The 17,634-nt window shown below is 63.4% G+C and carries 17 protein-coding genes; 4 read left to right on the top strand and 13 right to left on the bottom strand.

Annotated features, from left to right (window positions below):
- Positions 1 to 72: 72 nt before the first annotated feature.
- The 3 genes from ACNQOP_RS04630 to ACNQOP_RS04620 form a co-directional block, all read right to left on the bottom strand.
- Positions 73 to 1,728 (bottom strand): GMC family oxidoreductase, encoded by a 1,656-nt coding sequence (locus ACNQOP_RS04630; protein WP_416403490.1) that lies wholly within the window; start codon positions 1,726 to 1,728, stop codon positions 73 to 75.
- Positions 1,729 to 3,240, bottom strand: a complete 1,512-nt coding sequence (locus ACNQOP_RS04625; RefSeq protein ID WP_416403489.1) for an aldehyde dehydrogenase family protein — start codon at positions 3,238 to 3,240, stop codon at positions 1,729 to 1,731. It abuts the gene before it with no gap.
- A gap of 68 nt (positions 3,241 to 3,308) precedes the next feature.
- On the bottom strand, positions 3,309 to 4,064 hold the full coding sequence (locus ACNQOP_RS04620; protein WP_416403488.1) for a hypothetical protein: 756 nt from the start codon (positions 4,062 to 4,064) through the stop codon (positions 3,309 to 3,311).
- Positions 4,065 to 4,185: 121 nt separating this feature from the next.
- On the opposite strand from ACNQOP_RS04620, the gene ACNQOP_RS04615 reads away from it, so the two are divergent.
- The 3 genes from ACNQOP_RS04615 (at position 4,186) to ACNQOP_RS04605 (ending at position 6,526) form a co-directional block, all read left to right on the top strand.
- Positions 4,186 to 5,772: a molybdopterin-dependent oxidoreductase gene (locus ACNQOP_RS04615; protein WP_284985209.1), complete on the top strand. Its 1,587-nt coding sequence runs from the start codon at positions 4,186 to 4,188 to the stop codon at positions 5,770 to 5,772.
- A gap of 62 nt (positions 5,773 to 5,834) precedes the next feature.
- Positions 5,835 to 6,239, top strand: coding sequence for a VOC family protein (locus ACNQOP_RS04610; protein ID WP_416403487.1), 405 nt, complete (start codon positions 5,835 to 5,837; stop codon positions 6,237 to 6,239).
- Positions 6,236 to 6,526 carry a helix-turn-helix domain-containing protein gene (locus ACNQOP_RS04605; protein WP_349471047.1) on the top strand — a complete coding sequence of 97 codons (291 nt, stop codon included), beginning with the start codon at positions 6,236 to 6,238 and terminating at the stop codon, positions 6,524 to 6,526. Before ACNQOP_RS04610 ends, ACNQOP_RS04605 begins: the two co-directional genes overlap by 4 nt.
- A 6-nt stretch (positions 6,527 to 6,532) precedes the next feature.
- Here ACNQOP_RS04605 and ACNQOP_RS04600 read toward each other — a convergent pair whose 3' ends face one another.
- From ACNQOP_RS04600 to eat, 8 genes are all read right to left on the bottom strand, one after another.
- Positions 6,533 to 7,123 carry a TetR/AcrR family transcriptional regulator gene (locus tag ACNQOP_RS04600; RefSeq protein WP_235521376.1) on the bottom strand — a complete coding sequence of 197 codons (591 nt, stop codon included), beginning with the start codon at positions 7,121 to 7,123 and terminating at the stop codon, positions 6,533 to 6,535.
- Positions 7,124 to 7,167: 44 nt separating this feature from the next.
- Positions 7,168 to 7,926, bottom strand: coding sequence for a MerR family transcriptional regulator (locus ACNQOP_RS04595; RefSeq protein WP_416403486.1), 759 nt, complete (start codon positions 7,924 to 7,926; stop codon positions 7,168 to 7,170).
- Positions 7,927 to 8,002: 76 nt separating this feature from the next.
- Complete coding sequence (locus tag ACNQOP_RS04590) at positions 8,003 to 8,656, bottom strand: PadR family transcriptional regulator (protein ID WP_416403485.1); 654 nt, start codon at positions 8,654 to 8,656, stop codon at positions 8,003 to 8,005.
- 215 nt (positions 8,657 to 8,871) lie between these two features.
- Complete coding sequence (locus tag ACNQOP_RS04585) at positions 8,872 to 9,654, bottom strand: 3-oxoacyl-ACP reductase (RefSeq protein ID WP_216922177.1); 783 nt, start codon at positions 9,652 to 9,654, stop codon at positions 8,872 to 8,874.
- 28 nt (positions 9,655 to 9,682) lie between these two features.
- Positions 9,683 to 11,053, bottom strand: a complete 1,371-nt coding sequence (locus ACNQOP_RS04580) for an aldehyde dehydrogenase family protein (protein WP_416403484.1) — start codon at positions 11,051 to 11,053, stop codon at positions 9,683 to 9,685.
- Positions 11,050 to 11,820 carry a gamma-glutamyl-gamma-aminobutyrate hydrolase family protein gene (locus tag ACNQOP_RS04575; protein WP_416403483.1) on the bottom strand — a complete coding sequence of 257 codons (771 nt, stop codon included), beginning with the start codon at positions 11,818 to 11,820 and terminating at the stop codon, positions 11,050 to 11,052. The genes ACNQOP_RS04580 and ACNQOP_RS04575 overlap by 4 nt, the downstream gene beginning before the upstream one ends.
- Positions 11,801 to 13,183, bottom strand: a complete 1,383-nt coding sequence (locus tag ACNQOP_RS04570; protein WP_416403482.1) for a glutamine synthetase family protein — start codon at positions 13,181 to 13,183, stop codon at positions 11,801 to 11,803. The genes ACNQOP_RS04575 and ACNQOP_RS04570 overlap by 20 nt, the downstream gene beginning before the upstream one ends.
- 51 nt (positions 13,184 to 13,234) lie before the next feature.
- Entirely contained in the window at positions 13,235 to 14,665 is a 1,431-nt protein-coding gene (eat, locus tag ACNQOP_RS04565; protein ID WP_416403481.1) for an ethanolamine permease, read from the bottom strand.
- A 264-nt stretch (positions 14,666 to 14,929) separates the two neighbouring features.
- On the opposite strand from eat, the gene ACNQOP_RS04560 reads away from it, so the two are divergent.
- On the top strand, positions 14,930 to 15,646 hold the full coding sequence (locus ACNQOP_RS04560; RefSeq protein WP_416403480.1) for a FadR/GntR family transcriptional regulator: 717 nt from the start codon (positions 14,930 to 14,932) through the stop codon (positions 15,644 to 15,646).
- A gap of 17 nt (positions 15,647 to 15,663) precedes the next feature.
- Here the strand turns inward: ACNQOP_RS04560 and nadE are convergent, their stop codons facing one another.
- Together nadE and ACNQOP_RS04550 are read right to left on the bottom strand one after the other, a co-directional pair.
- A complete protein-coding gene (gene nadE / locus ACNQOP_RS04555) occupies positions 15,664 to 16,485 on the bottom strand; it encodes an ammonia-dependent NAD(+) synthetase (protein WP_416403479.1) in 822 nt (273 codons plus the stop codon).
- Between the two features lie 59 nt (positions 16,486 to 16,544).
- The gene (locus ACNQOP_RS04550; protein WP_416403478.1) at positions 16,545 to 17,561 is read right to left on the bottom strand and encodes a LacI family DNA-binding transcriptional regulator; all 1,017 of its coding nucleotides are present in this window, start codon (positions 17,559 to 17,561) and stop codon (positions 16,545 to 16,547) included.
- Positions 17,562 to 17,634: the final 73 nt, after the last annotated feature.

The following is a 17,634-nucleotide window of genomic DNA, read 5'->3' as shown; positions in this document are numbered from 1 at the left end:
ACCGGGCACCTCTTTGTGCCTCCGGCTGTTCCCCCATTGTTTGTTGCGTGGGTCTTAAAGCAGGGCGCCTGTTCAGGCGACAGAAAAGCTGAAGTCGGCTTCCGCCGTCGTGGGTTCCTCCGTCCGGTTGTCGTTGATGAGGTCTGACTTAATGAGATCGGCACAGCGCTCGCCGATCATCATGACAGTGATGTTCGGGTTGACGGTGACGTGTTCGGGCATGACGGAGGCGTCGGCCACGCGCAGCCCAGTAACGCCCTTGACCCGCAGTTCAGGATCCAAGGGTGACATCCTGTCCTCCACCGGTCCCATCCGGACGGTACCGACAGGGTGGTAGACGGTGTTGTGGGTTTTGCGGATGTAGTCCTGGAGTTCCTCGTCCGTCTGTGCCTCGACACCGGGGGAGAGCTCACGTCCGGTCCACTCAGCCATGGCCGGTTGCGCCGCGATTTCCCGGGCCTTGCGGATGCCGGCCACCATGACGCGCATGTCGTGGCCCTCCGGATCGGTGAAGTAGCGGGGGTCCACCATGGGCTTGTCTCGGAAATCCCGGCTACGCAGCCTGACCGTTCCGCGCGAACGTGCATGGGTGACATTGGGAGTCAGGCTGAAACCGTTCTCCGTGGTGGGGTAGCCATAGCGCAGGGTGTTCATGTCGAAGGGCACGGAACCGTAGTGCATCATCAGATCGGGGCGGTCCAGGCCCTCCTCCGTGGGTGTGAAAATGCCGATCTCCCACCACTGCGTGGAGGTCTGCACCATGGGCTGCTTGGCCTCATACTGCACCACGCCTTCCGGATGGTCCTGCAGGTGCTCGCCCACGCCGGGGGAATCCACCAGGACCTCGATGCCATGCGCGGCCAGGTGTTCTGCCGGGCCGATGCCGGAGAGCATGAGCAGCTTGGGGGAATCAATGGCACCGGTGGACAGGATGACTTCGCGTCGCGCGTCCAGCCTGTGCGTCCGGCCGAAAGCGGAGTCGACCACATCGACGCCGGTGCAGCGCTTGTCCGCGTCGAACACCAGCTGGCGGGCCCGCAGGCCGGTCAGCAGCGTGAAGTTTTCACGATCGACGATGGGGTGGATGTAGGAGACCGAGCTGGAGGAGCGGGTCCCGTCAGAGCGGCGGTTGATCTGGAAGAAGTTGGCGCCGTTGATCACAGTGTTGCCGTCATTGAACTTCGCGCGGGGAATGCCCGTCTGCTCGCAGGCATCCAGAAGCGCCACCCCGGCGGGATCGCTCGGAGGAACGTTCATCAAGTGGACCGGGCCGTTGTTGCCGTGGTGTGGTGCTTCCGGTCCGGCGTCTTCGTTGCTTTCCAGGCGCTGGTACAAAGGCCAGGCGGCAGCAGCATTCCAGCCGGTTGCTCCGTACTTTGACTCCCATTCGTCCAGGTCCTCGCGGGGAGCCCAGAAAGCGATGCAGGAGTTGTGGCTGGAGCAGCCCCCCATGACCTTGGCGCGGGCATGGCGCATGAAGGAGTTGCCGTTCTCCTGGGGTTCGATCGGGTAGTCCCAGTCGTAGCCGGATTCCAGCAGTTCCATCCAGCGGTCCAGCTGCAGGATCTCGGGGATGTTGCGGTCATCCGGGCCGGCTTCCACCAGGGCCACGGTGACGGAGGGGTCCTCGCTCAACCGGGCGGCGACGGCAGCTCCGGCAGATCCTCCGCCGATGACGACGTAATCGAACCCGCGGTTGCCCAGGCTCTCTATGTTGTCGACGTGCATCTAGTTCTCCTTGCCGTGGTCTGCGAACCAGCCGGTCACCTGGGGGCTGGTGTTCTGGTAGATGTGCTTGGCTTCCTGGTATTCGGCGAGCCCCGTGGGACCCAGCTCGCGGCCCACGCCGGACTGGCCGAAGCCGCCCCATTCGGCCTGCGGAAGGTAAGGGTGGTAGTCGTTGATCCAGATCGTGCCGTGCCGCAGGCGGCCCGCTACGCGCTGGGCCTTGCCGGCATCCTGGGTCCAGACTGCACCTGCCAACCCGTAGATGGTGTCGTTGGCGGTGGCCACGGCTTCGTCCTCGGTGCGGAAGGTTTCCACTGTTACTACCGGTCCAAAAGCTTCGTCGATTACAACGGACATTCCCCTGGTTACGCGGTCCAGGACGGTGGGCTGATAGTAGAAACCGGCGTCGAACTGTTCGCCTTCAGGGGCCGCGCCGCCGCACCGCAGCCGCGCACCTTCGGCCACGCCGCGCTTGACGTAAGCGTCCACTTTCTCGCGGTGGGCCGCGGAGATCAGGGGTCCGGTTTCGGCGGACTCGTCGAACGGTCCGCCAAGGCGGATGGCATTGGCCTTCCGGACCAGCTCATCGACGAAGCGCTCGGCGATGGATTCCTCCACCACCAGCCGCGCCCCGGCGGAGCAGACCTGGCCTGAGTGCACAAAGGCACCGTTCAGCGCATTGTCGACGGCGGCGTCGAAGTCAGCGTCGGCGAAGACGACGTTGGGGTTCTTGCCGCCGAGTTCCAGCGCCACCTTCTTCACGGTGCCGGCTGCGGCCGCGGCAATGCGCTTGCCGGTTTCCAGGCCACCGGTGAAGGAGACCAGGTCAATGTCGGGGTGCTCAGAAAGGGGTGCGCCCGCTTTTACTCCCGGGCCGGTCAGCAGGTTGGCGACGCCGTCCGGCAGGCCCAGGTCCTTCAGCAACTGCATGGTGAGGATTGCGGTGGACGGGGTCAGCTCGGCGGGCTTCAGGACGAATGTGCAGCCGGCGGCCAGCGCAGGAGCGATCTTCCAGGCGGCCTGCAGCAGCGGGTAGTTCCACGGCGTGATCAGGCCGCACACTCCAACAGGTTCGTAGACGATTCTGCTGACGACGGCGGGGTTCCCAGCATCGACCACCCGGCCCGCCGACTGCCCGGCCAGGCGTCCGAAATATTCGAAGCAGGCGGCGATGTCATCCATGTCGATGCGGCTTTCGACGATGCGCTTGCCGGTGTCCAGCGATTCGGCGCGGGCGAACTTCTCGCGGCGTTCGCGCAGTTCTGCGGCGACCTTGAGCAGGAACGCTCCCCGTTCGGGAGCAGGGACGGAGGACCAGACGCCGGAGTCGAAGGCAGCCCGGGCTGCGGCGATGGCGCGCTCGGCATCTTCGCGGCCGGCTTCGGACACCGTGGCGACCAGTTCGCCGTCGGCCGGATTATGGATCTCGCGCACCGTGCCGGACGCTGCCGGCTCCCACCGGCCGTTGATGAAGAGGGTGGAGGCGGAATCGGAAAATGTGGCTTGGGTCATACGGAGCAGGCTAATGCATCTTGAACACCTGTTCAAGGAAAATATGAACATCTGTTCAAAGTGAGACTTCAGTATGCGTTGATGCTGATGTTGTTGCTGATTTCGGGAAGGGTGGATTTGAGGGTCTCGAGTGTAGGGCAAAGTGCTTCGACCTTGACAGTGACCGCCGGCTTGCTGAAGGTTCGTACTGCGGTATAGCCGTAGGAGTCGCCCGATGTGTAGGTCAGCGACAGCATGTCCACTCCACGATTGCCCGCCATGCCGTAGCCCAGGCTCGCATCCTTGACGTTTGCGGCCAGGTCCTTCTTGCCGGGGATGAGGATGGCGAGAACCTTCAGGGTTGATGCCCTGTCGTCACCGGGCACCAGTTCGGAGGGTTGGTTGCGCACCTGGAGCGTTCGCACTTTGCATCGCGTGTTATCGGAGGTGAAGGTCATCATCCCGTCCGTAGCCATGCGGCTGTAGTCGGCCTGCCAACCGGCGCTGGGATCCGTCAGGGAACTGGCAATGTCGGGAGTGTGTCCACCGTTTTCATCCCCCAGGATTCTGTTGCCGTTGTCCCAGGTGAGATTTTCAGTGGCCGGGTCGAGCTTTCCCCCGGAGCCCGAGCCGAGGCCGGAGCCAGAGTCGCCGGCAGTCGCCTCCGCCTGGGGGGAGGCTGCTGTGTCGCTGCGGTCGGGGCTCTGTGATGGCATAGAGCTCGGGGCGGCTGCCTCGGTGGGGGTGGGTGCGGCGGACGCACAGCTACCCAGGGCTGTGGTGACAAGAATGGCTGCGGCTACCGCAACTAATGTCTTTCGGGATGAACTTCTGGTCTTCATCATGATCCTTTACTACTGAAGGTGCCGGGCCAAGCGTTGGTCTTCGAAAGTAGATATCTATCAATTGGATTAACTGACCATTCAGGTCACCCATCCCCGCTCCCGCCCGCTACGAACCACTGTCATGAAAAAGCTCGGACTCCGGAATAAAGGCCCCCAAACCATGGCCGCGCTGGCAGGCGTGGTGTCGGCCGCCGTCGTACTCGCCGTTGCGGAGCTGATCGGCGCCTTCTTCACCGCCAGGGCAACGCCGGTGTTCGCCCTTGGCTCCACGTTCATCGACTTCACGCCCCCGTGGATGAAGGACTTCGCGATCGCTACGTTCGGCACCAACGACAAGGCCGCCCTGTTCGTAGGCATGGGCCTGACGATCGCCCTGCTGGCCTGCGTCCTGGGCATAGTGGCCTACCGGAAGTGGGCCCTCGGGGTCCTGGGTGTGCTGTTCATGGGGACGGTAATAGTGGCTTCCGTCGTGACCCGCGCAGGTGTGGGGCCCGTCGATGCCATCCCTTCCGTCCTGGGAACGATCGCCGGCCTTATCGTCCTGCGTCGGCTCATGGTGCCGCTGTGGGGGCTGAAGGCGTGGCCGGAAGCTCCTTCTGACATAGCGGCCGACGCCGATAGCCGGGTTGGGGGCGCCGGCGCCAGCCGCCGTCGCTTCTTCGCTGCGGCAGGGGTTGCCGCAGTCGCGGCAGGAATAGCGGCAACCGGTGGCAGGCTTCTGAGCGCCGCGCGCAACAATGTTGCGCAGGCCCGGGACGCCCTTCGCCTCCCGGCGCCGGTCAAGGCCGCCGCCGCCGTGCCCGCCGGGGTCCAGTCTCCGGTTCCGGGAGTCTTTCCCTGGCTGACGCCGAACAACGAGTTCTACCGCATTGACACGGCCCTGAGTGTCCCGGAGATCAACGTCAAAGATTGGTCACTCCGGGTGCATGGAATGGTGGAACAGGAGGTCACCCTGACTTTCCAGGACCTGCTGGACGCGGACCTGATCGAATCCCACGTCACCCTGACCTGCGTCTCCAACCCTGTGGGTGGCAAGCTGGCCGGCAACGCCAAGTGGTTGGGCTTCCCCATTCGCGAAGTCCTGAAAAGGGCCAAGCCGAAGGAGGGCGCGGACATGGTGCTCTCAAAGTCCATTGACGGTTTTAGCGCCTCCACTCCGCTGGATGTCCTGCAGGATGACCGCGACGCCATGCTGGCCATCGGCATGAACGGTGAGCCCCTGCCGGTGGAACACGGATACCCCGTACGCATGGTGGTCCCGGGCCTGTATGGATTCGTTTCCGCGACCAAATGGGTGGTGGATCTGGAAGTCACCCGCTTCGCGGACAGCAAGGCTTACTGGACTGAGCGCGGATGGTCGGAACGTGGGCCCATCAAGACCATGGCACGTGTGGACGTACCGAAGTCCTTCGCGAAGTTCCCGCCAGGCAAGGTGGCTGTGGGTGGTACCGCCTGGGCCCAGACGCGCGGCATCACCAAGGTGGAAGTGCAGATCGACGACGGCGAATGGGTGGAGGCAACCCTCTCCACCGAAGCCTCCACGGTGACTTGGCGTCAGTGGTCCTACGAATGGGATGCCACACCCGGCATCCACTACGTCAAAGCACGTGCCACAGACGGAACCGGTGAAACCCAGACGGAAAAGCGCGCCGATCCGGTGCCCGATGGAGCCTCGGGCTGGCCGTCGGTAATGGTGACGGTGGAGTAGTCCGGGTATCCGGTTCCCGGTGGGGGTTGACGGGTTACTTGCATTTTGCAAGTATGGGCCGCATGAGCCTTTTCATCACCTGCCCCGTCGACAACGTCGAACGCACCACCGCCTTCTACACCGCTCTCGGTTGGACCCTCAACACCAAGATGTCCGACCACAATGTGTCCTGCTTCGAGATCGCGCCGGAGCAGTACGTCATGCTCGGCAGCCGCGAGATGTACGCGAGCGTTGGGGGAACCGAGGACATCATCGGTGGACCCGAAACCCCCTCCAAAGTCACCGTTTCCTTCGACATGGACAGCCGGAAGGCGGTGGACCAGATCATTGAGCGCGCCGCAGCTGCCGGTGGGCGGATCGGTGACACCGACGACTACCCCTTCATGTACCAACGCCAATTCGACGACCCCGACGGCTACCACTACTCGCCGTTTTGGATGAAGCCGGATGCAGATCCCACGGCGTGAGCAACCTCGCCGCTGCCCTCGACATTGTCGGAGCACGGTGGGCGCTGCTCATTGTGGAACGCCTCCTCGAGGGGCCACAGCGCTACGGTGACCTGCAACGCGACCTGGGAGTGCCAACCAACATGCTGGCTACCCGCTTGCGGGAGCTCGAGGCCGCCCGGGTCCTGGTCCGGCTGCCGCTTCGGCACAACACCCGCGCTTACGCATTGACCGATCGCGGACGCGCCCTTAGCGAAGCGATCGACGCCTTGGCTCGCTGGGGCGACGAAAGTAGCCAGGACCGTTAAGGGTCTTTAGCTGCCAGGGGCGAATGCAATCTCTTCCGTGCGCGCGATCCCCCGCTCGATGGCTGCCTTGTCTATGCCCAGCAGGGAGGTGAGCCACATGCCGTTTTGCACGACGACGATGTCGGACGCCCGGTCCTTGCATTCATCCACGGAAAGCCCGGGAACGGCGTTGCCGATCAATGCCGCAAGCCCTTGGAGATACCTGTCAAAGGCCGCGGCGTTGATCTGCGCGAAGTCCTCGTGCGCCTGGGCCAGGGCCCACAGGTGGAGGCGGAGTGACAAATATGGCGTGGTGAGGAGCCCGGGGTCTGCGACCCGCCGGAGTGATTCCCGGAGTTGCTCATCCGGGGTTGACGTGGGGGCCGGCTCCACCAGCAGGAGGTCGTGCTCTTCGATCTGGTGCAGCACCGCCCTGATCAGGCTCGACTTGTCTTCGTAGTAGTAATTCACCAGTCCCAGAGCCACGCCGGCTTCACGCGCGACCGCCCTCATATTGATGCCGGAAATGCCGTGGCGGGACAGCAGTTCCAAGGCCGCTTCCAGGATGCGCGTCTGTCTGTCAGCCTGTTCGCCGGTTTTAGCGGTGCTTGTACCCATTCGGCCAGACTATTGCCTAACTCATGTCGGCGCATCCCGATCGTCTACAGGTTCTCTTCCGCGTAAACCCGCAGGGCATCCCTGACAAACGTCGCCCCTGCCTCCCCGCCATAGTTGGCGCCGAAGCGAGGATCCGCCACGTACAATTCGCCGAGTCCCGTGACGTAACCTTTGACGTCTCCGCCGGGTGCCGCCGTCGGGGTTCCCGGCATGCCGCGCAGCCACTCAACGTGGCGTCGGGCGAGGTCCTGCGCCTCGGCGCTCCCGGGAGAAACGCCGGATTCGGCAGCAGCAATCCAGTCGGCGCTCAACTTCTGCAGGCGATCCTTCCACTGCTGCTTCTCGTCGGGGCTCATGCTGCGCCACCACGAATCACCGCCCGCGTAGGCGTCCTTGCCCCAACGCTCCTCCACCTCGTCCTTGTACTGAGTGTGGTCGAAGCCGTCAAACATGTCCTGTGCCATGTACTTTCCATCCCCTTTCAACGTGTCGATGGTTTGCCGGACGGACGCGATCTGCCGGGTAAGCCGGTCCTGCTCGCGGGCGAGCCATTCCAGGTGGCTGCTCAACGCTTTGACGGTGTCCGTCTCGCGGTGGAGCACTTCGGCGATCGCCGGCAGGCCGAGACCCAGCTCCCGTAGCAGGAGGATGCGCTGCAGCTGAACCAAGGCCGGACCGTCATAGTAGCGATAGCCGTTATGGCCGGTCCGGCTTGGTTTCAGCAGCCCAATGTCGTCGTAGTGACGCAACGCGCGGCTGGTGGTGCCTGCGATCTTTGCGATTTCCTGGATTGACCAGTCCATCAGTCCTCCGTCCTAGCCTTGTTCTTCGACAGTAGAGGTTGACGCTACGTCAAGGTCAAGGGGACTGTGGCGATCACTAGTCAGCCAGGATCAGGTAGAGCGCCCTGCGGGTTTCGTCCAGCTTTTCGATTGCAGCCTGGCGCTGTTCGTCGGTGGCCGCTGCCCGGAACTGGTGGATGACGCCCATGAGCTTTCCGACGCTTTGGTGGAATGCGGCACCGGTTCCATCGGCCTCGGTGTTCCAGGCGTTGGCGAGTTCCTCCTCATGCTCGGCGACGTAGGCCTTGCCGTCGTCAGTGAGCGTGAATTCGGTGCGCCGGCCTTCGCCGACGGCGACGATCAGTTCCTCATCGACCAGCTGCTGCAGCGTAGGGTAGACCGAACCCGGGCTGGGGCGCCAGGCTCCGGATGTTTTCTCGGCGATGGTCTTGATCAGCCCGTATCCATTGGACGGCGCCTCTGCCAGCAGGGAGAGGATAGCCGCGCGGACGTCGCCTCGGTTGGCCCGGCGGGAGCCGCCGGGGCCGAAACCCCTGGGGCCGAAGCCGGGTCCGAAACCACCTGGGCCGAATCCTGGGACGAAGCCGCCGGGACCGAATCCACCCCCGCCGTGGCCGCCCGGACCGCGACGACCCTTGCCGCGATTGAAGCGGCCCCGGCCGTGTTCGTGCTCAGGGTGTCCATGTCCGTGATCCGGGAAATTGTTGTCGTGTTCGTTGATGCCTTTCATAGCAGCATCGTCCTTTCGGTTGTTGTTACGCCGAAGGAGTATCGGCGATAGTTAACGATATATCGGTATCTATCGCGACGTCAAGGGTTTGTGAGTGAGCGTTTGGGGGAAGGGGGTGGGATGTGAGAGAGGGTGCTTTAAGCACGACGGCGGGTGCGGACTTCCGTACGGAAGCCGGCACCCGCCGTCGTGGTTTAGGGAGGTTCCTCCAGAAGTCAGGAGAGCGGGGTGACGTAGGCCCCCGAGATGCCGCCGTCCACCAGGAAGGTGGAGGCCGTGATGAACGAGGCGTCGTCGCTGGCCAGGAATGCCACGGCTGCAGCAAGTTCCTCAGGCTCGGCGAAGCGTCCCAACGGCACGTGGACCAAGCGGCGGGCCGCCTTCTCCGGATCCTTCGCGAAGAGTTCCTTCAACAGGGGAGTGTTGACCGGTCCCGGGCAGAGGGCGTTGATGCGAATGCCCTGGCGGGCGAATTCGACGCCAAGTTCACGGCTCATGGAAAGGACGCCACCCTTCGAGGCGCTGTACGAAATCTGGGATGTCGCAGCACCCATGACCGCCACGAACGAGGCCGTGTTGATGATGGAGCCCTTGCCCTGCTCCTGCATGTAGGGGATGGCGTACTTGCAGCAGTAATAGACGGAGGTCAGGTTCACTTCCTGGACCCTGCGCCAAGCGTCGATGCCGGTGTCCAGGATGGACGCGTCGTCGGCGGGGGAGATGCCTGCGTTGTTGAAGGCGATATCGACGCTGCCGTAGGTCTCTTTCGTCTGCGCGTAAAGGTTGCGGACTTCTTCCTCGCTGGTGACATCAACCTTCACGAACAGGCCCCCTACCTCGCTCGCGGCGGCAATGCCGGAGGTTGGTTCGATGTCCGCAATCACCACGTTGGCGCCCTCGGCAGCCATCCGGCGTGCCGTGGCCAGGCCGATCCCGCTGGCACCTCCGGTGATGACTGCGCTGCGGCCTGCGAGGCGGTTGGAAACTACAGATTGCATGATTGCTCCTTTGTGACGGTGGAAAAGACTAAGCGGATTGGGTGGAGATGAAGACGTTCTTGACTTCGGTGAAGGCGTCCAGTGCATCGGGGCCCAGTTCACGGCCCAAGCCCGACTGTTTGAAGCCGCCGAAGGGAGTGGAATAGCGGACAGACGAGTGTGAATTGACGGACAGATTGCCTGACTCGACGCCGCGGGCCACCCTGAGTGCGCGATCCACCTTGGACGTCCAAATCGATCCGGACAGTCCGTATTCGGTGTTGTTGGCGATCCTGATGGCGTCGGCTTCGTCGTCGAACGGCACGACGGCGACTACCGGGCCAAAGATTTCGTCCGTGAAAGAGGGCGCGTCCAGCGCGGGAGTCAGAACGGTGGGCGGGAACCAGAAGCCGGGGCCTTCGGGCGCCTTCCCTCGGAAGGCGACCGGTGCGTCGTCGGGCACGAAGCTTGAAACCGTACCAAGCTGCTGGGCCGAGATGAGCGGCCCCATGGAGGTGGCCGGATCCGCGGGATCGCCTACGCGCATCCCCAGGACCTCGGGTTCCAACAGTTCCAGGAAGCGGTCGTAGACATTGCGCTGGACCAGGATCCGGGAACGGGCGCAGCAGTCCTGGCCGGCGTTGTCGAACGCGCCGCCCGGTGCGGCTGCGGCGGCGAGTTCAAGGTCGGCGTCGTCGAAAACGATGTTGGCACTCTTTCCGCCAAGCTCCAGAGTCACCCGCTTCACTTGGTCCGCGCAGCCCGCCATGATCTGCTTGCCAACCCCGGTGGATCCGGTGAAAACCACCTTGCGCACGGCTGGGTGGGTGACGAACCGCTGCCCCACCACGGAGCCCTTGCCGGGAAGGACCTGGAAGACGCCTTCGGGAATCCCCGCCTCGAGGGCCAGCTCTCCCAGCCGGATCGCGGTCAACGGTGTCACCTCCGCTGGCTTCAGCACCACGGTGTTGCCCGCTGCCAGGGCGGGAGCGAAGCCCCACCCGGCAATCGGCATCGGGAAGTTCCACGGGACAATCACGCCCACCACGCCCAAGGGCTCGTGGAACGTCATGTTGACGCCGCCGGCCACGGGGATCTGCCGGCCGAAGTGCCGTTCGGGAGCTGCGGCGTAATAGTTGAGGACGTCGCGGACGTTCCCTGCCTCCCAGCGCGCGTTGCCGATGGTGTGCCCGGCGTTGCGGACTTCCAGCTGGGCGAGGTTCTCCAGGTCATGGTCGACGGCGGCCGCGAACCTGCGCAGGAGCAACGCGCGGTCGGCGGGGGCAACTGCCCGCCAGGATTCGTAGGCGGCAGCCGCCTTCGCAATGGCTGCATCTGTTTCGGCCAACCCTGCCAGGGGCACGGTCTGGATGACTTCTTCGGTGGCCGGATTGATCACGTCAAAGACTGATGAGGTCATGCTGGGGACATCGCTTTCATTGTTGCGGTGTGGTCGGCTCGGTAATGGGCGGCTGCCTCCACGAAACCTTGGAAAAGCCGGAGATCGCCGGGGTTCTGTTCCGGGTGGAACTGGACGCCCAACACCCAACTGCCGTCGGTGGTTTCAACGGCCTGGACCATGCCGTCGCCGGACCGTGCCGTCACGTGCAGTGCGTTGGAAACAGAGTCCAGGGCCTGGTGGTGGTAGCAAGGCGACGTCGCTGAGTCACCCAGGAGATCGTGGATGATGCTGCCCTGCATCGTCGTGAAATTGGCTTCCCCGAAAACGCCGGGGGCCGGTTGGCAGTTGGCGTCCGGATTGACGTCCGGAATGTGCTGGACCAGCGTTCCGCCGAGCACGACATTCAGGAGCTGGGCGCCCCGGCAGATGGCGAACAGCGGCAGGCCGCGCTCCAACGCTCCCTTCAGGAGCTGGCTGTCGTGATGATCCCGCAATGGTTGTGGCCGGGTAGTGGGATGCGGGTCCCGCCCGTATAGGGAAGGATCGACGTCGGGTCCGCCCACCACGATCAGTCCATCCACCAGGTCCAGCACCGACGGGTCGGTTCCCAGAGGGGGGAGCAGAAGCGGTGTAGCTCCGGCGGCAACGACTGCCTCCACGTACGTCGCGGGGAGGATGGCCGCCGTCGTGTTCCAAACGCCCCAGGAAGCCTCTTGGAGGTAACTGGTCAGCGCAATCCTGGGCCGGTACGTCCGGCCGGTGTTTTTAGAGTCGTTCAAAGCCACGGGTCCGCTCCCAGTCTGTGATGGCGCTGTCGTAGGCGGTGAGTTCCACGGTGGCGGCATGGACGTAGTGGTCCACGACGTCGTCGCCGAATGCCTTCCGTGCGATGCTGCTCTCGGCGAGGAGGTCGCGGGCGTCCCGCAGCGTTGTCGGCAGGCGCTCGGCGTCGGATTCGTACGCGTTGCCCCTGGTGATGGGAGGCAGCGGAACGTCGTTTTCGATGCCGTGGATGACCGCGGCAATCATCGCCGCAACGGCGAGGTAGGGGTTCACGTCCCCGCCACCGATCCTGTTTTCGGTGCGGAGGCCTTTGCCGTGTCCCACTACGCGCAGTGCGCAGCTGCGGTTGTCGAGTCCCCAGGCAACAGCCGTCGGCGCGAAGCTGCCTTCCACGTACCTCTTATAGGAGTTGATGTTCGGTGCCAGGAAATACGTCAGTTCGCGCAGCGCCGTCAACTGTCCTGCCACGAAACGTTCCATGACGGGGCTGAAGCCGTGTTCGCCGTCGCCCGCCAGGACCGGGTTCCCCTCCAAGTCGGTGAGGCTGAAGTGGATGTGGCAGGAGTTGCCTTCGCGTTCGTTGAACTTGGACATGAACGTGATGCTCTTGCCGTGCTGGTCTGCGATCTCCTTGGCGCCGTTCTTGTAGAACGTGTGCTTATCGCAGGCGGCCAGGGCCTGGTCGAAGCGGAAGGTGATTTCCTGCTGCCCCAGGTTGCACTCGCCCTTGGACGACTCCACAACCAGTCCTGCGGCTTCCATGTTGTTGCGGATGGAGCGGATCACAGGCTCCAGGCGGGCCGTAGCCAGAAGCGAGTAGTCCACGTTGTACTGGGTGGCCGGAGTGAGGCCGCTGTAGTTCTTCTCCCAGGCCTGGGCGTAGGAGTCGTCGAACATGATGAACTCCAGCTCGGTCCCGGCGCAGGCCCGGTAACCGAGCTTTTCGAGCCGTTCAATCTGCGCCTTCAGGATCTGGCGCGGTGAAGCGACAACCGGGGTGCCGTCCGTCCACAGGACATCGCACTGCACCATCGCAGTGCCTTCCAGCCAAGGGACCCGGCGCAGCGTGGAGACGTCCGGCATCATCACCATGTCTCCGTAGCCGGTCTCCCAGGAGGACATGGCGTACCCGTCAACAGTTGTCATATCAACATCGACTGCCAGGAGGTAGTTGCAGCCTTCCGCCCCGTGCCCCAGGACGTCTTCAAGGAACGAGCGTGCTCCGCATCGCTTGCCCTGCAACCGGCCGAGGGCGTCGGTGATGGCGACGACGACTGTGTCTATCTCGCCGCTGCTTACGAGTTCCCGCAGTTGCTCGACGGTGAGCTGCTGGTCCGGGAAGTGTTCTTTGTTTTGGTCGTTCATGGTGTCTCCGCAGTTCGTGTGGTTGGACATTGTTGATACTTGGCCCGGCTGTTACTTCAGTTCGGCTTCGGCCATGGCCAGTTGGGCGAACTCTTCTTCGGGGGCGCCCGCCACGATCCGGTGCCGGCTATAAAGCCAGAAGTAGAGAAGGGCGGCAGCGAAAATGGCTGCCGTGATGGAGGCGGCAAAGACGTCGACGACGAACGTCGCCACGACTGCCACGGCGGAAAGAACCAGGGCGATCGACGTCGTGACGGTGCCGCCCGGTGTCCGGTAGCCGCGCTCAAGGTTGGGTTCCTTCTTACGCAGGACGATGTGCGAGAGGTTGAGGAGTACGTAGGAAACCGTGGCACCGAAGACTGCGATGTTGATCAGGAGCGCGCCGTCGTGGGTGATCGCCGCAAGCAGGAACCCGATGGTGCCCGGAACAATGAGGGCCCAATAGGGGGTCCGGCGGGAGCCCGTCAGGGAGAGCCAGCGGGGCAGGTAGCCCGCACGCGAGAGGGCAAACAACTGGCGGGAGTAGGCATAGATAATCGAAAAGAAGCTGGCCACCAGACCGGCCAATCCGGCGTAGTTGATAAAGTCGGCCAGGAAAGTGTTTCCGCCGTAGGCGATCCGCAGGGCCTCGGGGAGGGGGTTGTCGGAACCACTCATCGCCTGGGATCCTGCAGCGCCCGGGACGAGGACCAGCATCAGTGCTCCGAAGACCACCAGGATGATCACTGCCACAATGATGCCGCGTGGCATGTCCCGCTTCGGGTTTGAGGTCTCTTCGGCTGCCAGGGGGACCCCTTCCACCGCAAGGAAGAACCAGATTCCGTAAACCAAAGCGGCCAGGATCCCGCTGACTCCCATGGGGAGGAAAGCGCTGGAGCCCGGTGATCCATCAGGGACGATGTCGAAGAGTCTGGCAGGATCAAACTTGGGCAGGAGGCCAATCACTGCCGCCACCAGGGCGACGGCTGCCACGGCCGTGATGCCGAACATGATCTTCAATGCCTCGCCGACGCCGCGGATATGGATGCCGATGAAAATGACGTAGGTGACAAGGTAGACCGGCCAGGAGTTGGTCAGGCCGAAGAGGCCCAACGCTTCCACGTAGCCTCCTATGAAAGTAGCGATCGCTGCAGGGGCCACCGCGTACTCGATCAGCACGGCCATCCCGGTGGCGAAGCCGCCCAGTGGCCCAAGGGCCCGGCGGGCGAAGGCATAGCCGGCACCCGCAGTTGGCAGCGTTGAGGAAAGTTCGGCAAGGCCAAAGACCATGCACGTATACATGACCGCCATGAGGACGAAGGCGATCAGCAAACCACCCCACCCTCCTTGGGCGAGTCCCAGGTTCCAGCCCGCGAAATCGCCGGAGATGACGTAGGCCACGCCCAAGCCAGCGAGCAGGACCCAGCCAGCCGCCCCTCGTTTGAGGCGTCGATGCTGCAAATACTCGTCCTCGCCACCGGACGGTTGTTCCACTGTTTCCATGCGTGTTCCTTACGTTTGAGGAATGCTTGTGGGAAAGTAATTGGGAGGATCCTGAAATCCTAAAGGACTGTTTTTAGTCCATTGCGTGCTTCATAGTCTGGACTGTGATGTGGCGCACGTCAACACTTTCCCGCAAAAGTGCCCCAAAAAAGCCCTTTAGCCGCGCCAATGGTCTCTGGAACAACCTTTGGGTGGCGGCGTGGGTAGCATGAAGGCAGCAGCGTCTCCCTGGGGGTGATGCGCTTTCCGGTGAAAGGAGATGCCGTGCCTGACCAAGCCTTTGGCCCGTCGTTCTCTATGCTGCGCCCCGTCCGGGGTGGCAACGCGTTCGAGGAAACCATCGAGCACATCCTGCAAACCATCAAGCTGGGCATTTTTGCCCCGGCCGAAAAACTCCCACCGGAGCGTGAACTTGCGGAGCAGCTAGGGGTCTCCCGGGCAACCCTGCGTGATGCCTTGGGCGAATTGCAGAGCGCAGGCTATCTCGAGGTGCAACGGGGCAGGTACGGGGGAACCTATGTCTCCACGGACACCGTGCAGCCGAAGCCCGACGTAAGGCCCCTGGACCCTGCCGAGGTTGAAGACGTCCTTCTGTTCCGCTCCATCATCGAACCTGCCGCCGCAGGGTTGGCGGCCAAGGCGGATCTCTCAGCAGCAGCAAGAAGGCATTTGCAGCTTTGCTTGTCCGAGGTCTGCGCGTCGCCGGCAGCAGGCTATCGGCCCCGTGACTCGCGCTTCCATATCGCCATCGCCGAGATGTGCGGATCGGCCAGCCTTGTTTCTGCCGTGGCGGAAACCCGGGCCAGGCTCAACGACTTGCTGGACCGGATTCCGCTGCTAGGAACAAACCTTGAGCACGCCAACCGCCAGCACACGGAGATCGCCGATGCCATCCTTCGCGGGGATGCCCCTGCGGCCGAGCGGGCTGCCTTGGAACACCTGGAAGGCACTGCCTCGCTCCTGCGCGGGTTCCTCGCCTAGCGTTGCCTAAGGGTGGGTTACTTCCACCAGGTGTCGAAGATGGTCACCGGAACCGTGCGCTTGTGGCGCGTGCGGAGGTACTTCTGCTCGATGATCTCCGCAACTGCCTCGGGTACCTCGCGCCCCTCAAGGTAATCGTCGATCTGGTCGTAGGTGATGCCGAGCTCGTCCTCGTCGGTGCGGCCGGGTTTGTCGTCCAGGAGATCGGCGGTGGGCACCTTTTCCCAGACGCGGGACGGAGCACCGAGTTCTGCGAGGAGTGCGCGGTTCTGTCGTTTGTTCAGGCCGAACAGCGGCAGGATGTCCGCGCCGCCGTCGCCGAATTTGGTGAAAAAGCCCGTCACGGACTCAGCGCCGTGGTCCGTTCCGATCACCAGGTAGTTGTGCTCGCCGGCCAGCGCATACTGGGCGATCATGCGGGCGCGGGCCTTGGTGTTGCCCTTGTGGAAGTCCGAGATGGGCGCACCGGTGGTCTTTTCGAACTCTTCCTCGAAACCGTCCACGGCTTGGGAGATGTTGTAGGTCCACTCGGTCTTTGCCTTGATGAAATCCAAAGCAGCCTGGGCGTCGTCTTCATCGTGCTGGATGCCGTAGGGGAGACGGACCGCGACGAAGTTCGCCTCTATGCCCTCGGCTTCCAGTTCCTCAACGGCCAACTGGGCGAGGCGGCCGGCAAGCGAAGAGTCGATGCCCCCGGAGATGCCCAGCACGAACCCTTTGGTGCCGGTGGCTTTCACGTAATCCTTCAGGAAGGCGACCCTCTTGCGGATCTCCTCCGCAGGATCGATCCGGGGCTGGACGCCCATTTCCTCAATGATCTTGGCCTGGAGTTCGCGCATGTGTTCCACACTAGTCAGCCCGGTCACAAAGGCTCAACCATATTGCGCCGTGATTCGGCTTATTTGGCGGGCGCCGGGCCGGTGGAACCGCGGACGGTGAGGTGGGTGGGCATGACGGCGAGCCGCCGGCTGGAACCGGCGTGAAGGGGATCCAGTTGGGCGAGGAGCATGGACACGGCCACCCGCCCTGCCTGCTCAATGGGTGAAGCCATGGTGGTGAGGGGTGGATTGCAGAAGTCGGCGCCGAAAATGTCGTCGCAACCCACAATGCTCATGTCTTCAGGAACGCGGATCCCGCGCTCCCGGAGGCGCTGAAGCATGCCGATGGCCAGGAGGTCGTTGAAGACGATGCAGGCCGTTGCCCCGGTTCGCGCTGCGGCGTCGGCGGCTGCTGCTCCGGACGTTGTTTTGGGGGTGAAGGGTCCTACCCGGGAGGTCGTCAGTCCCCGATCGCGGCTTTCCTCCTCAAAAGTCTTCCAGCGTTTGGCGTTTGACCATGACGACGCCGGGCCCCCGACGTAGCAGATCCTGGTGTGGCCCAGCGACGTGAGGTGTTCAAGGGCCTGGACCACGGCTCCGGGGGTGTCGATGACCACCGTGGGGGCGTTGGCTGAGGAGCGGTTAATGGTGACGATTGCCTGTGACGTTGCTGCCTCAAGGATCTGGGCGTCGGTGAGGCGCGATGCGGCGAGGATGAATCCGTCGGCGGTCCGCTGCATTTTCTGGAGGGTGTCTGCTTCCATTTCAGCTGACTCTTCCGTATCCACCAGAAGCTGCGTATAGCCGGCGGCCTTGAGCTGGTTTTGGGTGCCCCGGATGATGTCGAAGTAGAACGGGTTGGTGACGTCGGGGACCAGGAGTGCGATGGCATTAGTTCGGCCGGAGCTGAGTCCGCGGGCTTGTGAGCTGGGGACGTAGTTGAGCTCGGCGGCCACTTTCTCGATGCGTTCACGCGTTGCCCTGTTCACGCGGTCCGGATTGGAAAGGGCCCTGGAGACAGTGGATGTGGCCACTCCCGCCAAGGCAGCAACATCCTTGATTGTGGGTGCGGATCCCCGCCCGTTCGTCTCAGCCATAAAAAGATTGCACCATCTCATGGCAACTTTTGGCAACCGCTTGCCGCATCATTGCCACACTCCTAGACTCGAA

The sequence above is a fragment of the Arthrobacter sp. LFS091 genome (assembly GCF_047977885.1).
Classification (GTDB): domain Bacteria; phylum Actinomycetota; class Actinomycetes; order Actinomycetales; family Micrococcaceae; genus Arthrobacter.
This window is presented reverse-complemented; position numbering and strand designations above follow the sequence as displayed.

Bases quoted from the DNA above. Each gene is read 5' to 3' on its own strand.
- ACNQOP_RS04630 (WP_416403490.1), bottom strand. From the start codon at position 1,728: ATGCACGTCGACAACATAGAGAGCCTGGGCAACCGCGGGTTCGATTAC.
- ACNQOP_RS04625 (WP_416403489.1), bottom strand. From the start codon at position 3,240: ATGACCCAAGCCACATTTTCCGATTCCGCCTCCACCCTCTTCATCAAC.
- ACNQOP_RS04620 (WP_416403488.1), bottom strand. From the start codon at position 4,064: ATGATGAAGACCAGAAGTTCATCCCGAAAGACATTAGTTGCGGTAGCC.
- ACNQOP_RS04615 (WP_284985209.1), top strand. From the start codon at position 4,186: ATGAAAAAGCTCGGACTCCGGAATAAAGGCCCCCAAACCATGGCCGCG.
- ACNQOP_RS04610 (WP_416403487.1), top strand. From the start codon at position 5,835: ATGAGCCTTTTCATCACCTGCCCCGTCGACAACGTCGAACGCACCACC.
- ACNQOP_RS04600 (WP_235521376.1), bottom strand. From the start codon at position 7,123: ATGGGTACAAGCACCGCTAAAACCGGCGAACAGGCTGACAGACAGACG.
- ACNQOP_RS04595 (WP_416403486.1), bottom strand. From the start codon at position 7,926: ATGGACTGGTCAATCCAGGAAATCGCAAAGATCGCAGGCACCACCAGC.
- ACNQOP_RS04590 (WP_416403485.1), bottom strand. From the start codon at position 8,656: ATGAAAGGCATCAACGAACACGACAACAATTTCCCGGATCACGGACAT.
- ACNQOP_RS04585 (WP_216922177.1), bottom strand. From the start codon at position 9,654: ATGCAATCTGTAGTTTCCAACCGCCTCGCAGGCCGCAGCGCAGTCATC.
- ACNQOP_RS04580 (WP_416403484.1), bottom strand. From the start codon at position 11,053: ATGACCTCATCAGTCTTTGACGTGATCAATCCGGCCACCGAAGAAGTC.
- ACNQOP_RS04570 (WP_416403482.1), bottom strand. From the start codon at position 13,183: ATGAACGACCAAAACAAAGAACACTTCCCGGACCAGCAGCTCACCGTC.
- eat (WP_416403481.1), bottom strand. From the start codon at position 14,665: ATGGAAACAGTGGAACAACCGTCCGGTGGCGAGGACGAGTATTTGCAG.
- nadE (WP_416403479.1), bottom strand. From the start codon at position 16,485: ATGCGCGAACTCCAGGCCAAGATCATTGAGGAAATGGGCGTCCAGCCC.
- ACNQOP_RS04550 (WP_416403478.1), bottom strand. From the start codon at position 17,561: ATGGCTGAGACGAACGGGCGGGGATCCGCACCCACAATCAAGGATGTT.